Raw genomic sequence first — 14,228 nt, forward strand, 5'->3', positions numbered from 1 at the left:
TTAGAAATTCTCGGTAATACGGTCATGGGCTTCGGCCATAATGTCGTATGCCATGACGTCAATGTTCTGCCTCCGCGCAGAAAGATTGTAAAGAGGATTTACAGAGTTCACACCGGCGAGCGTCACTTGAGGTGCTGCATAAGTACGCTCTCCACTAAAGGAGCCACTCCACAACTCCGTCCCGTCGGCTTGACGAACCACCTTTACCGTCACCGTCAAAAGAATGCGGTATTCTGAGGCAATCACTGTTCCGTTTGGCAAATAAGGCGCTGATGAATCTCCGGCCACCCGCTTGGCTCCAGGAAGGTATTGAACCGAATCAATTTGTCCAATGACAGCCACTTCTGACAAAGAGTTGTCCACAATGCGCGCAATCCGCGATCGCTGAAACTCCTGAATCAAAGAGTTTGTGAAAGCCACTTCGATCCCGGTTTCTTGAGTTTTATTTTTAAACACAGGAACAGAGATCTGCTTATACCCCCCGGGAATGCTGCGAGTCGCAGCGCCCAAACGATAGGCACATCCGGAGAGACAAAGAGACAGTATGACTAGGCCTTTAAAGATTGCGTCCACAACCCCAGTTGAGTATAAATTGATTAAGATATCAAGGAAGAAAAATGACATCGCTCAATGATGATTACAGTTTGTTAGCCCCAGGCCCCGTGAATCTTCATCCCGAGGTGCGCAAAGCCTTGGCACTTCCGATGATTCATCACCGAACCCCTGAGTTTGATAAAATTCTGAAGCGAGTTCTGACCAATATCAAAACTGTTTTTCAGACCGAACAAGATGTCTATCTTTTGACCTCCACCGGCTCTGGAGGCATGGAGGCGTTACTTATCAATGTTCTTTCCCCTGGAGATCACATCATCGCCATTGTCTCTGGAAAATTCGGCGAACGTTGGGCCGAGATGGCAAAAACTTATGGCGCAGACGTCAGCATCATCCATGTCCCTTGGGGCGAAGCTGTGCAAGTTTCTGAAGTCGAAAGTCTCTTAAAGAAAAGACCCAACACCCGCGCCGTTCTTTGCCAAGCTTGCGAAACGAGTACAGCCGTGGCGCACCCGATTCAAGAACTTGCCTTGCTTATTAAGAACTATTCCGAAACTCTTTTCCTTGTCGATGGTATCACCGCCCTTGGAGCCTATCCCCTGCCCATGGACGCTTGGGGAATTGATGGCCTTGTCGCCGGCTCCCAAAAGGCCTTCATGCTTCCGACCGGAATGGCGTTTATTTCGTTTTCGCAAAAAGCCTGGAAGTTCATTGAAACCGCACAGTGTCCCCGTTTCTACTTTGATGTTCGCAAAGAAAAAGCGGCCAACAAAAATGGAGAAACATTTTTTTCTTCCAACGTCGCCGTTATTCGCGCCTTGGATGTCGTTTTAGAAATGATTCAGGCGCAGGGTTTGGAAAAACTCTTCCAGACTATTCAGCGTCGTGCCGAGTTTGTTCGCCACTTCGGACAAAAACTGGGGTTCACTCTTTACTCGAAATCTCCCAGTGATTCCGTGACGGCCCTCCAGGTTCCACCGCAAATGGACGGACAAAAAATTCGCCTTCATCTAGAGCAAGTTCACAAAATCACCATCATGGGTGGGCAGGATCAAGCCAAAGGAAAGATCATTCGCATTGGGCACATGGGTTATATCCAAGATCAGGAACAGATTCGCCTCATTGAGTGTTTGGGGCACACCCTGCGCCACTTCGATCCTGACTTTATGTCCTTGGAACATATTTCCAATATCACCCAAGACGCTAAAAACTATCTGGAGCAAAATCCATGAAGAAAAAAATTCTCATAACGGATCGTTTTGCTCAAGATAGCTTTTTATATCTTCAACAACACAGCAACCTTGAAGTGGTGCGCAGCGATCACCCTCATCATTTACCCTTGGAACACTTGGTCGGCGCTCATGCTCTGATCATTCGCAGTCGCACCCGTATTGATGAAGATCTTCTAAAAAAAGCCCGTCAGCTTCAGTTGATCATCACCTGCACGAGTGGCTTTGATCACATTGATCTTGAGGCCACTCAAAAATGGGGCGTGACGGTCATGCACACGCCCACGGCCAACATTGAGTCTGCGTCCCAACTGACCTGGGGTTTGGTTTTGAGCTGCGTAAACAACATTCAACAGGCGCACAAAATGGTGAAGGCCGGAGAATGGAAGCGTGATCTCATCACCGGAATCGAATTGAGTGGTCGCACTTACGGCATTGTCGGCCTGGGAAGAATCGGTTCCCGAGTCGCTGAAATCGCCCAAGCTTTCGGAATGAAGGTCGTCGCTTTTGATCCTTACCAAGAAGATGATGTCTTTGAACGCCTGCAAATTCCTCGTTTCAGCTATGAAGAGGTTTTAAAAACGGCGGATATCGTCAGTTTTCATGTCCCGAAAACTCTTGAGACCGAACATATGCTCAACCGCTCCCAATTCGAATATATCCACCGCGGAATTATACTAATCAACACCTCACGAGGTTCGGTGATTAACGAAAACGACTTGTGTGAAGCGCTTGAAAAGGGCTGGTTGCGTTCTGTGGGCCTCGATGTCTATGAAAAAGAGCCTCTTTCAAGGAACTCAAACCTGTTGACCTATCCCAACGTGGTCTTGACTCCCCATATTGGAGCAAATACGGAAGACGCCTTTTTTAAAGCCTCCCAGATCGCAGCTAATAAGCTTATGGCATTCTTTGTGGATGGCTCCACGTCTGACACCCTCCCGCCAAGAGCGCCTTGGTATGGAGCGGCTCCATTTAAAGGCGAATAAAACTTGCCTGATCTGCCCTCTTGAGAGACATTTTTAAGGTCTTTTTTGAAGGGATTTTTCCATGGCTGGTGTCGTTGTTGTCGGAGCCCAATGGGGCGATGAAGGTAAAGGTAAATTGATTGATGTGTTCGCGGAAAAAGCGGACATGGTTGTTCGCTACCAAGGGGGAGCCAACGCAGGACATACTCTTGTCGTTAACGGGCAAAAAACAGTTCTTCACTTAGTTCCCAGTGGCGTTCTTCGCCCCGAAACAACCTGCGTAATTGCCTCCGGCGTGGTGATTGATGTTTTCGCGATTCGCGATGAAATCAAAAAACTCAAAGACTCGGGATTTTTGCAAAACCCAAAACAGCTTTTAATTTCAGATACAGCGGCGATCATTCTTCCCTATCACAAGGCTCTTGATGCTGCTCGTGAGGCTGCGTTGAGTGATAATAAAATCGGCACCACTGGCAAAGGCATCGGACCTGCTTACGAGGACCGCGCTTCTCGTCGTGCCGTTTTGTTTGGCGATATCTTCGATCAAGAGACTTTGAAAGCGAAGATTGAATTGGCCTTGCGAGAAAAGAACTTCATGCTTGAGAACTACTACAAAGCTCAAGGTTTCAAAATTGACGAGATCTTAAAATCTTTGGCCGAAGTTGCGGAAGACTTGGCTCCGTACCGCTGCAAAGACACCTCGTTGTTTATTAGCAAAAATCTAAAATCCGGGAAGCGTGTTCTTTTTGAAGGCGCCCAAGGAACCATGTTGGATATCATGCACGGAACATATCCGTTCGTAACCAGCTCTTCGACCCTTTCTTCCAACGCCTGCGCAAGTGCCGGTATTGGCCCCATGAGCGTACAACAGGTTATCGGCGTCTTTAAGGCTTACACCACTCGCGTGGGCAGTGGCCCTTTCCCAACGGAACTTAAAGACGAAGTGGGACAAAAAATCCAAGCAGATGGTCACGAGTTTGGCGCCACCACGGGCCGCGCACGTCGTTGTGGTTGGTTGGATCTTGTCGCTTTGAAATACGCCATTCGCGTGAATGGAATTACAAACTTGGCCATGATGAAGCTGGATGTCCTTACAGGACACGATCGCATCGGAGTTTGCACAGCGTACAAACTCAATGGTGAAATCATCACGGAACTTCCGACATCTCCTTACGAACTTGAAAAAGTCGAACCGGTCATTGAGTGGATCCCTGGCTGGAAAGAGGATTTGACGAAAGTAAAAACCCTCTCGGATCTGCCACGTCCTACCACAAACTATATCGATTATTTGGGTTCTCAGTTAGGAACTCCGATCGATGTGATTTCTGTCGGACCGGGGCGCGAACAGACATTGTGGGTCAAACCTTTGTTCAATAAATAAGCATACTTGCAGCCTGTTTTAGGGCTTTGCTTAAGCTCTGTGCAAAGCCCTAAAAACACCAAAAAAAATCACGATTTTTTTTAAAAAACTGCAAGAAAGAGTATTGACTTTGCTCCCCTCTTACTACAAATTAGCACTTCCTAAACGGACAGTGGTTCGCTAGCTCAGCTGGTAGAGCACTTCACTTTTAATGAAGGGGTCGATGGTTCGAATCCATCGCGAGCCACCATTTTTTAGTTCGTTTTTTTCTCTACACGTTCCCATCGTCTAGGGGCCTAGGACACCTCCCTTTCACGGAGGATACAGGGGTTCAAATCCCCTTGGGAACGCCAAATTTTGTATTAAAAATAAAAAACCCGAATCGAAAGATTCGGGTTTTTTATTTTTACTCAACTTTAACTCGGCAATAAAGGTAACTTTCTTCGAGCGTTCATCATAAATTGCGTATTGCTCGAGAATGACGTTTACAGATTTGTCAGAGGGTTTAATTTCTAATTCACTTGTTAGCGTTTCGAAAAATCCTCAGCCTCAACTTCTTTCGCTCCCACTTTTTGCTTTCGCTCAATCGCTACTAACAGTTGAAATAGGGACTTGCCATCTTTGTCGATAGCTTGTTCGCATGCTGCCGACTGTACAGTTGCGGTGATCTTGATCGGTGAGACATACTCTACTCCTTTGCAGTTGAGGGTAGCGGATAGGCCCGCTCTTCAGCTTGCTGCGGCCTAACGGGCGCGGCGGCGCTTTGCCGAGTCGAGCTTGGTATTAATGTATCGATTTGACACGACGAATTGATATTAAACACAAACCGATATACTGTTTTATTTGCGGGAGGGCTTTTGGAAAATAGAGAAACGGAAGACGCACTGAAGATAATAAAACAATTAGCGGATTTGTTGGTAAAGTCACATAGCCACACCGATAGTAGACGAAAGATTGATGTGTTTATCGAGGCTGCAAATCAAATTTCTGGCGCTCTTAATGGGGTTGCTCAAAAAATTGCTGATATTGAAAAAGCAAATAGAGATCTTTCACAAACCGTTGCAGACTTGAAAACTCAGATTTCAGAGCTAAAGAGAATAAAATCGGGTTAGAGATGCTTGTTCCTGCGAATGAACAGCCAAGAGATTTTTATTAACTAATATACATTATTGAATGAACTGTCTCATCTTGGAGCATTTTCGACACAGTCAGATGCTGCCTATATTAGCTCAATCTGGACTAAACTCACTTCTTTTATATTCCGAAATATAAATCATGAAAAAGCAAATCAGATACAGCGAAACGTATATTCATAATAAATCAACGACCGATAAAGCTCTTACGGTTCTTAAGGGTATTATTGAAGGCGTTATTTCCGATCAGGCTTTAAATGACCTTGAATATACAACGATAAAGAATTGGATAGACAACTATTCATTCCTCCAAGGAAACGCGGGTGTCCACTCTGTATTTGAATCTCTTTACTCGGCACTTGAGGACGGAGTCTTTACAGTTGAAGAGTGTAAAGATATTCTCTGGGCTATTGATAAATGTTCCACTACCTTTTATGACGACATTACGCAAAGATGCCAAGAGTTGCATGGCTTGCTTATCGGGATAGCCGCCGATCGAGTGATCCTAAGCTCCGAGTTGTCTTATCTGTGGACATGGTTGAATGACAATGAAGTCTTAAAAGGTCTGTTCCCTTATGACGAAATTTACTCGCTAATTATGCAGATCGGTCATCAAAAGACTTTAAGCCAACAAGAGAAGGATTTCCTGATTCAAGCGTGCTCTTGGACCGAGAACAAATCAATTTCAACAAGTTGCCCTCTGATTCCTTGGGAAGTAGATCCAATGATTACTTTTAAAGGAAAGACTTTTTGTATCACTGGAGGATCCAAGAGAGGACCGCGTGCAAAGATTATTGAAGAGATCGTTGAACGCGGAGGAAAAGTTGTAACTGGAATATCTAAGTCTCTTGGTTATCTTGTTGTTTGCGAAGAAGCTAATGTTGCGTGGACTCACGCGACCTATGGTCGAAAAATTGAAGGTGTGATCATGCACCGTCGAAATGGCTCCACAACCGCGTTAATATGCGAAGCGGATCTGTGGGATGCTCTAAATGTCTGAAGCTATGCGAGTTCTGATTTCTTCTTAGGAGGATTTAGCTCTTCTTTCTTTATCTGCCAATCCCAAACGGCAGACTTTCGAACCTCGCTCCAGCCGAAATCTTCATTTTCGGAATTCCCAGAAATACTATATAAGGTTACAACTCGAAGTCTTCTATCAAGTAAAATAAACGTTCTTGATCATCTTCTGAAATCGTATATAGATTTAATTTCGAGAGGATACTCTTTAGCGCAATCGGAAAAATATCAGATGCCAATAAAAGGTGTTCGTGTGGCGACCAAATAGATTTATATTTTTGCTTGGTTCGACGGTGGGCTAAATCTCCTCTACTGACGCAAAGAGCACGCATCCAGATTTCTCTCACAGATTCGAAGTTGGACATTTTCTCAAGTGGCCTTTGGTTCCTCCAATATAATTTGACCCATAGCTTGAACAAACGCTTTTGCAGATAGATCACATTTGCCATTGTCGACTTCAAACAGAGGCTCAAATGCGCCCATTGCGAACATCAATTCAGCTTGGAGTTGAGTTTGCGTGTCATCGGAATTGGCTCTCAAATAGCAAAAAATGCTTTCATGAATATTGCCCCAAAGGTCTTAGCATATGTCCACCCCAAAAGATCTCGGGTAACGGTCGCAGAGAATGATAAAAGCTCGCCCATTAAGAAATAATCACTCATTTCCTCTTTTGATAGAACATCAAAACGTCCTTTTTCCTTTTGGCGCAAGATAGCTGCATGTCGAATTTGAACTTTTACATTCAAATGATAGGGCTTTAGTACTTGCTTTATACTGAGATCGTCTTCTGACTCGGTAAGTTCTTAGTAACTGGCGATAGCTCCCAGTCTCCAACTTGAATCACATCATCAATTTGAAGCCATGGAAAGAAAGCTATCATCTGATTTCTATTTAAAATTTTATCAGGACTACTCAAAGAACGTCTCCCAGCCTGGTTTTCCCAAGGGGCTTTGAACTTAGAAGGCCGGCGCAAAAATAGTTCACAAAGCTCGCGACACGCGACGTGCTCCGGCACGGGGGCTCATCGCCCTCGCAGGATGCGAGCCCGAACGCCACCTCACACCAACCTCCCCCTCTGCCCCCATAGAACATTCACCGCAATATACAAACTAATCACGGCCGCAAAGAAGCACCAGATCGACGTTGTCGCCTCTCGATTGATTGCTTGAGCAAGAACCATCCCCGCAAAAACCAAATAGCCCGCTTTTTTCACCGTTCGCAGACTCGATACAAAAAATGGGATCATCGTCGGAATATCGTATATTAGAAAATCAATGCTCGCTGGCCAGAACCTTTTCATATTTAAAAACGAATATCCCAAACTATGACCAACGACGTAGGCTTGAACCTCCACAGTATAAAGCACGGAGGCCGCCAACAGCGACACCCCCAACCCCATGAAGCCAATCACCTTTAGTATTGTTTTTCTTTTTTCATTTTCTTCAACTTGATACAGCGACCACGGAAGCCAACTCGGCCAAACCACAAGTGCCACCGCGACAAACAGCAGGGCTCCATATTGACTGAGATTCCCCACCAGCCCCGATCCCGTCGACTGCCAAACAACTCCCTCCGCCGCCTGCTGAATGCCAAACAAAAAAGGAATCGCCGCGATCATCCGGTGTTGCTTTGACGTATTCCCCAGCGTCGTCACTGCCCCCGTCGATATCAATAGCGCTGCCGAGCCATAACTTACACTCGCGGAAAAGCACATACGTTCCTCCAGACACCTCATTGTCCTTCGAAAAAGGAAAACTGGTATCTTTGTTTAGCCTCTTCAGCAAAAAACACACGGATCGCGCTACATATCTATTATAAACGAAGAGACCACTCTTGCTTTTAAGCATGCCTTTTCTGAAATAAAAAACGGGGGCTCATCTGCCCCCCCGAACAATCTGCATCTTATTCTGTTCTCGTTGCGATCTAACAACGGTTATTTAAAACTTCCCGGAATTCCATCAATCATCAACCCGATCATAAAATACGATCCCGAGAGATCCACAGTGCTAAGGCTACCATTGATAGAGCCTGAGCGCTCAAATCCATCCACTTTATTCGTTTCAACGCCCCCTTCGGCGAAGAAATAGATCTTATTGTACCCTAATCCCACAGAAGCCCCGGCCGCCGTATAGGGAGTTGAGAACCACCCCTCCGCTGCAGACTTTTTAAGTTCGCCATTTTGCCCTGCGGTCGTTAACTTGAATGTCGTGTTTGTTCCTCCGAAGCCCGCAAAAACATCCGCCCGGAAGATGTCGGTCTTAACGATAGGGACTCTGGCCAAAAGCAAGACCGCGTCCTGGTCCACTTTGGCGCTATAATCTGTCATAAGATCCGTATCTTTTTCATCACTGCTCGCAAATTTTTTAGAATAGCGAAGACCGACTTCAAGAAAGTTCACAATCGGATAAGTCACTTCAAGACCAATCTGATTATGTGTCTCCATCTTTTTTAACCCGAGAGGTTCAATCGTTTGATTCACATTCTGCGGATCGACACCGGTTGATCCCAAGAAAAAGCGCGCCTGAACTGGAAACTCTTTTGCAAGAGCCAGACAAGGTCCCATTAATAAAAGAAGTCCGCAGGCCACCTGTCGTTTCAACATAAGATCTCCTCGTAAGGCTTTATGTTAGCCCGCACAAAACTCGCTCTCAAGAAAAGTACTAGGGAGCCCTTAGTAATCCCGATTTAGGCCCAGGCTCTCCTCCGGGATGTCTTACGTAGATCCGAGATAATTATCATCTTGATATCAAGATATTTCCATATTATCTTGATATCAAGATGAATGACTCCATAGACATATTCTTTGAAGAATGGCTCCAGCAAAGAGCGTCCCTTCCGGCGTTATCTCCAGACATACAATTTATTTATCGAATTGCTCGACTCAGTAAGATACTGGGGCAACGTCTGGATAGAACTTTGGTTAAATACGAACTCACGCGCTCCCAATTCGAAGCCTTAGCGGCGCTTCGCCGAAAACACCCCGAGCCTCTCTGCGCCCAAGATTTGATGGCAGCAAGTCTTCTCACCTCCGGGTCCGTCACCGCTATGATCAATCAGATGATCAAAGCCCAATGGGTCGAACGAGATCTGCACTCCGAAGACCGCCGACGCATACAAATTCGCCTCACGAACAAAGGAAAAAACAAGGTCGAAGCCGTGCTACGAGAACGCATTAAGGACAACACCCTCCTAGCAAATCTTGTCAGCAAAACAGAACAAAACAAAATGAATCTGATGTTAAAAAAATATCTGATGCTTCTTGAAGATCTCGAGTCTAAAGAGGAGTCTAAAAAATGAATACATCTTCCTTTCCTATGTCGTCCTATCTTAAAAGAATTGGCCTCCAACAGCAGCCTCCGACAAATCTCGCCGGCCTCAAAGATCTTGTTCAAGCCCACAGCTTTTCCATTGCTTTTGAAAACCTCGACGTCCTCGCCGACATCCCTATTCTTTATTCTTTGGATCAAGTGATTGAGAAAATTCTGAATCAGGGGCGAGGGGGATATTGTTTTGAGGTCAACGGCCTCTTAAGCGGCGCCCTTGATTCCCTTGGTTTTAAATATAGAAAACTAATGGCTCGCGTAAGCTATGGGCGACCCACCCCCGGCCCCAAAACTCATCTTGTTTTCGCTGTGGACTGCGACAACGAAGAGTGGTTCGTCGATGTGGGCTTTGGCGGCCCCGGATTAACAGAGCCCGCTCTCTTCCGCCCAGGACTCGAATTCACTCAAAACGGCGCCACCTATCGCTTTGTCGAAGAGCCCCATAATAACATGCACCTGCAAAGAAAAATCGCTGGAAAATGGGAAGGTCTTTATATTATCTCTCAAGAGCCGATCCTTCCCATCGACATCGAAGTAGCCAACCACTTCGTTTCAACGTGGGGACGCTCTCCCTTCAGATCCATCTTCATGTGTCTTCTTCCCACGAGGGAGGGCCTGGTTACGCTACAAGGAACGGACCTCATTCATCTGAATGAAGAACTTGTCCCCACACAAAGGACGCCTTTACGAAATGCCGACGATCTAAAGAACACAATGAAGACCATTTTCAAAATAGACGTTCCGACACCCATTTCCGAGTTAGCCTGGAACAAAGTGAATCGCTAAAAAATTTAATTTTATTCGCCCGAGGAAAAATCTAAACGCCCGGAAACTTCCAGCCTGAACTTACCTCGTCCACTAGAAACCAATCGGATTGCTGACGCCTGCTCCTCGAGTCGTTTTCTAAGAAGGATCAGCCGCGTTTCAAGATTGTCCTTAATCTCGGGTAAATTTAGACTTTTTTCCGCGCGAAGCTCCATATTGGAGAACTCGGAACGTCCGGACTTAGAAAAGGTCTGAAGCAAATACCATAGTATTCGAGCTGGAATGTTCTTTATAAGATACTGGTCATTAACAAAAATGAAGTCATCACCAGGAACATAACGAACGCGCAAGATCGGATTTTGTTCTTTGAGAGCGTGAGAGTCTTGTTGGCTTGCGACCTTCATTGCTCTGCCCTTGGCTTCTAAAGCGCTAATCCCAACGCCTAACATATTCGTGATAGTAGATAGAAACAGTTGATCCCGCGGACCCCAGTTACTTTTGGTTTCAGACTCAACAGCTAAAACTCCGATAAACTCTCCGTGAGCTTTAATGGGGGCAGCCACTTGAGAGGCCGGGTTCGTGAGTCCTGGCAGCGGAATTCTCGGAGTGAGTGCCTCCGAAGAAACCCCGAGCTTAACGGCTTTGGCATAACGAAAGACCTCGGCCATGGCATTAACCTGAAGCAGACGGCGATGTTCTGCACACAGTCCGATCAGCCCCTCTCCCCATTTGACTTCGGCCCCAACACCACCCACCGCATAACCAAAACTTGCGTGAGTAACCAGCAACTTTTCATCTTCATCAGCAAGAAGAAGAATCATATGGGTCCATCCCAGATACCGATTTAAAAGTTGCATCGACTGATCAAACAACTCTTCAAGACTCATGACTTGATTCATCTTATCTGAGATGACTCTCAAAAGCTCAAGATCCTCACGACTCTCAAACGGACAATCCGTCATCGGAGGGTGATAGTCTGTTTCACCCTCCTCCTGCTCGATCTCAAGGACTTCGTAGATATCGACAGCCTTCAACTTGAATATGGAGCCCATCCCCTCATAAGCGGCGATCACATCCATTTTCACGGACATTTGATCAAACACAGGCCCTTGATCCTCGCTGCGGACATACTTTGTTCTAAGTCGGTATGACTGCAAATTCACAGGATGTCTGACTCGAATCGCGGCGTAAGGATTTTCCATCAAGTTTGCGCGGGTTCGATTGAAAAATTGAAAGGAAGTCGCAACATGTTTCTCATCAACTCGATAGACATGACTCAAGTAAGACGCATTCGGAGTTCCATCCTGAGAACAGGTGGCAATCGTCGATGGGATGACTCCTTCAAAACAGCAATCCAGTTGTGCTAACTTTATACTCAAGGTGACCCCATAGATTGCCCCGCTTTAGGGCCGGGTGTTTGAATGAAAATATTCTCGATACTCACATCAACCGCAATATCAGGAACGAGTCTAAGTCCCATAGCAGCTTCTCGAGTGACACCAATCAATTGAATTTCTCGCTGAAAAGCTGTCGCGCACTCCTGAGCGATGGGTTGTTCCGCAGGATCCAAAGGTCTGACCCGAGTCACGTGCCCTTTGATTTGTGCGGCGGCATAGGTTGGAGGACGAGACATAGATACGGCAATACTGCGGTTGTTCTCAATATTAGCCAAAGTACGAGTGGCTCGTTGTTGAACAAGGAAGATCGTCATCCTGCTGGCGTCCGAAGAGATATTAATCCCAGCGCCATCGCAGATATCTGGCCTCATCTGGGCATCGCGAGTGGCGACCACCATGCCCACTCCCAATTTGATAATGTCTTTTAGCTCATTAATATCCATGACTGCCTATCCTACAGGCCCTTTAGGAAAAATTTAAGATTTTTTTAGTACATTTCTAGGAATCCCGTGTACGGCAAAACGGTACACTGTCTTCATCAAGTTTAGAAAAGGAACAAACATGACACTAAATAAAATGATTTTGCTAGGCTGTCTTATCGCCACTCCGACCTGGGCACAGAATAGAAATAAAGCTTTAGCTCCGAGCATTGAACAAGGACGCTACTTGGCACGAGTGATCGGCTGTAACGATTGCCACACTCCCATGTATGGTCTCAAAAATGGCGAGGTCCCCGAAAAAGACTGGCTCATTGGAAGCCCTATCGGATGGATGGGCCCCTGGGGAACCACGTATGCCACAAATTTACGCAGCAGAGTTGCAGGCATGAGTGAAGATGAATGGGTCCACCATTTAAAAACACTGAGATCACGACCTCCGATGCCCTTCTTCGCCGTCAATGCCCTCAGGGAAAATGACTCGCGCTCTTTGTATCGCTTTATTAAGTCATTGGGAGACAATCAACAGGTGATCCCAGACGCACTTCCTCCCGGAGAAAAACCTCAAACACCTTACGTGCATTTTGATGTCCTTATGCCCAAGCCAGGAAAATAGACTCTAAATAAGGGGTGGATTGAGACACTCAAACCACCCCATAATGACGTTTTTTGTCCTCAGGAGTGAATTTTTTCTCATTCCAACCGACGTGGAATTTTTTGAGCTAAAAAAAATATTTATTTTCATTAAACACAATTTCATTTTTTCATAAAAGCGCGACAACATTTGTACCCAAATACGAAAATCGCCCTATAAACAAGTTTATTGCGCTTTGGAGCCCATTTTTCTTAACTAAAGCGTTTTTCTCCGGACATATTGGCTCCCTACCTTTGTTAGATTTTTAAGCAGCATGTCAACGGTGTAACAATTTTTGGTTTAATGTCACAGATCATACTATTGCAAATATCCCGAATTTTCTTTAGTTTCCTCCTCGTTACAAAATACAGGAGAAACTAATGATCACTTCAAACAAGAAGATGTTAATAGCGACGGCAATTGCTTCGCTAGTACTGAATGGTCCAAGTTATGGTTTTGCAAAAACTGATAACGTCCCGAATGGCCAAACGTTTGATTGCACAAAAAACCCTAAGCTTTGCACAGGCAATAGCGGCGGCGGCAACGGCAATACCGGCCCCGGCAATCAAGGTAATGGCGGCAGCAATGGAAACGCTGGTGGTGGATCTAGCAACGGTGATGGATCTAGCAACGGCGGATCTAACAATGGTGGATCTAACAATGGTGGATCTAACAATGGTGGATCTAACAACGGCGGATCTAACAACGGCGGATCTAACAACGGCGGATCTAACAACGGTGGATCTAACAATGGCGGATCTAACAACGGTGGATCTAACAATGGTGGATCTAGCAACGGCGGATCTAACAACGGTGGATCTAACAATGGTGGATCTAACAACGGTGGATCTAACAACGGTGGATCTAACAATGGTGGATCTAACAATGGTGGATCTAACAACGGTGGATCTAACAACGGTGGATCTAACAACGGTGGATCTAACAACGGTGGATCTAACAATGGTGGATCTAATAACGGTGGATCTAATAACGGTGGTGGATCTAACAACGGTGGATCTAATAACGGTGGTGGATCTAACAACGGTGGATCTAACAACGGTGGATCTAACAACGGTGGATCTAACAATGGTGGATCTAACAACGGTGGATCTAATAACGGTGGTGGATCTAATAACGGCGGCGGCAATGGTGGCGGCGGCGTAAACCCTCCTGGACACGGTGACGGCGGCGGCGGCCCTGGACACTCTACTGATCCTCTTCCAGATCCAGGCAACGGTTGTAACACTCCTGCAAATGCTCACAATCCTCATTGCAACCCAGGTGGCGGCAACGGTGGCGGTGGCGACAACGGCGGTGGCGACAACGGCGGTGGCGATAACGGCGGTGGCGATAACGGCGGTGGCGATAACGGCGGCGGCGATAACGGCGGCGGCGATAACGGCGGCGGCGATAACG

The 14,228-nt window shown here is 46.1% G+C and carries 16 protein-coding genes and 2 tRNA genes; 12 read left to right on the top strand and 6 right to left on the bottom strand.

From position 1 onward, the window contains the following. The gene (locus ACM64D_RS11825; protein ID WP_415063429.1) at positions 1-573 is read right to left on the bottom strand and encodes an LptE family protein; all 573 of its coding nucleotides are present in this window, start codon (positions 571-573) and stop codon (positions 1-3) included. Between the two features lie 44 nt (positions 574-617). Here ACM64D_RS11825 and ACM64D_RS11830 point away from each other — a divergent pair, with 44 nt between their 5' ends. The 7 genes from ACM64D_RS11830 (at position 618) to ACM64D_RS11860 (ending at position 6,239) form a co-directional block, all read left to right on the top strand. Next, on the top strand, positions 618-1,784 hold the full coding sequence (locus tag ACM64D_RS11830; RefSeq protein ID WP_415063430.1) for a pyridoxal-phosphate-dependent aminotransferase family protein: 1,167 nt from the start codon (positions 618-620) through the stop codon (positions 1,782-1,784). Continuing rightward, complete coding sequence (locus ACM64D_RS11835; RefSeq protein ID WP_415063431.1) at positions 1,781-2,767, top strand: D-2-hydroxyacid dehydrogenase; 987 nt, start codon at positions 1,781-1,783, stop codon at positions 2,765-2,767. The genes ACM64D_RS11830 and ACM64D_RS11835 overlap by 4 nt, the downstream gene beginning before the upstream one ends. A gap of 61 nt (positions 2,768-2,828) precedes the next feature. Further along, positions 2,829-4,127 carry an adenylosuccinate synthase gene (locus ACM64D_RS11840; protein ID WP_415063432.1) on the top strand — a complete coding sequence of 433 codons (1,299 nt, stop codon included), beginning with the start codon at positions 2,829-2,831 and terminating at the stop codon, positions 4,125-4,127. Positions 4,128-4,280: 153 nt separating this feature from the next. Then, positions 4,281-4,356 (top strand) — tRNA-Lys (locus tag ACM64D_RS11845). A 27-nt stretch (positions 4,357-4,383) separates the two neighbouring features. Beyond that, positions 4,384-4,459, top strand: a tRNA-Glu gene (locus ACM64D_RS11850). A gap of 504 nt (positions 4,460-4,963) precedes the next feature. Then, positions 4,964-5,218, top strand: coding sequence for a hypothetical protein (locus ACM64D_RS11855; RefSeq protein WP_415063433.1), 255 nt, complete (start codon positions 4,964-4,966; stop codon positions 5,216-5,218). Between the two features lie 163 nt (positions 5,219-5,381). Continuing rightward, positions 5,382-6,239: a BRCT domain-containing protein gene (locus ACM64D_RS11860; RefSeq protein WP_415063434.1), complete on the top strand. Its 858-nt coding sequence runs from the start codon at positions 5,382-5,384 to the stop codon at positions 6,237-6,239. Between the two features lie 553 nt (positions 6,240-6,792). Here ACM64D_RS11860 and ACM64D_RS11865 read toward each other — a convergent pair. The 3 genes from ACM64D_RS11865 to ACM64D_RS11875 all read right to left on the bottom strand — a co-directional run bounded on the left by ACM64D_RS11865 (position 6,793) and on the right by ACM64D_RS11875 (position 8,858). After that, positions 6,793-7,002 (bottom strand): hypothetical protein, encoded by a 210-nt coding sequence (locus ACM64D_RS11865; protein ID WP_415063435.1) that lies wholly within the window; start codon positions 7,000-7,002, stop codon positions 6,793-6,795. Between the two features lie 311 nt (positions 7,003-7,313). Then, entirely contained in the window at positions 7,314-7,970 is a 657-nt protein-coding gene (locus tag ACM64D_RS11870) for a DUF6629 family protein (protein ID WP_415063436.1), read from the bottom strand. Positions 7,971-8,189: 219 nt separating this feature from the next. Beyond that, on the bottom strand, positions 8,190-8,858 hold the full coding sequence (locus ACM64D_RS11875; RefSeq protein WP_415063437.1) for a hypothetical protein: 669 nt from the start codon (positions 8,856-8,858) through the stop codon (positions 8,190-8,192). Positions 8,859-9,034: 176 nt separating this feature from the next. On the opposite strand from ACM64D_RS11875, the gene ACM64D_RS11880 reads away from it, so the two are divergent. Further along, positions 9,035-9,553, top strand: coding sequence for a MarR family winged helix-turn-helix transcriptional regulator (locus ACM64D_RS11880; protein WP_415063438.1), 519 nt, complete (start codon positions 9,035-9,037; stop codon positions 9,551-9,553). Further along, positions 9,550-10,365: an arylamine N-acetyltransferase family protein gene (locus ACM64D_RS11885; RefSeq protein WP_415063439.1), complete on the top strand. Its 816-nt coding sequence runs from the start codon at positions 9,550-9,552 to the stop codon at positions 10,363-10,365. The genes ACM64D_RS11880 and ACM64D_RS11885 overlap by 4 nt, the downstream gene beginning before the upstream one ends. A gap of 11 nt (positions 10,366-10,376) precedes the next feature. On the opposite strand, the gene ACM64D_RS11890 is transcribed toward ACM64D_RS11885, so the two are convergent. Beyond that, entirely contained in the window at positions 10,377-11,723 is a 1,347-nt protein-coding gene (locus tag ACM64D_RS11890; protein WP_415063440.1) for a GAF domain-containing protein, read from the bottom strand. Next, complete coding sequence (locus tag ACM64D_RS11895) at positions 11,720-12,184, bottom strand: hypothetical protein (protein WP_415063441.1); 465 nt, start codon at positions 12,182-12,184, stop codon at positions 11,720-11,722. Before ACM64D_RS11895 ends, ACM64D_RS11890 begins: the two co-directional genes overlap by 4 nt. A gap of 118 nt (positions 12,185-12,302) precedes the next feature. Between ACM64D_RS11895 and ACM64D_RS11900 the strand changes: the two genes are divergently transcribed. From ACM64D_RS11900 to ACM64D_RS11910, 3 genes are all read left to right on the top strand, one after another. Further along, positions 12,303-12,794 carry a cytochrome C gene (locus tag ACM64D_RS11900; protein WP_415063442.1) on the top strand — a complete coding sequence of 164 codons (492 nt, stop codon included), beginning with the start codon at positions 12,303-12,305 and terminating at the stop codon, positions 12,792-12,794. 693 nt (positions 12,795-13,487) lie between these two features. Next, positions 13,488-13,976 (top strand): pentapeptide repeat-containing protein, encoded by a 489-nt coding sequence (locus ACM64D_RS11905; protein ID WP_415063446.1) that lies wholly within the window; start codon positions 13,488-13,490, stop codon positions 13,974-13,976. A gap of 15 nt (positions 13,977-13,991) precedes the next feature. Further along, positions 13,992-14,228 (top strand): hypothetical protein (locus ACM64D_RS11910; protein ID WP_415063443.1); only part of this gene is annotated, 237 nt, incomplete at its 3' end.

The sequence above is a fragment of the Bdellovibrio sp. genome (genome assembly GCF_047637665.1).
Classification (GTDB): Bacteria; Bdellovibrionota; Bdellovibrionia; order Bdellovibrionales; family Bdellovibrionaceae; genus Bdellovibrio.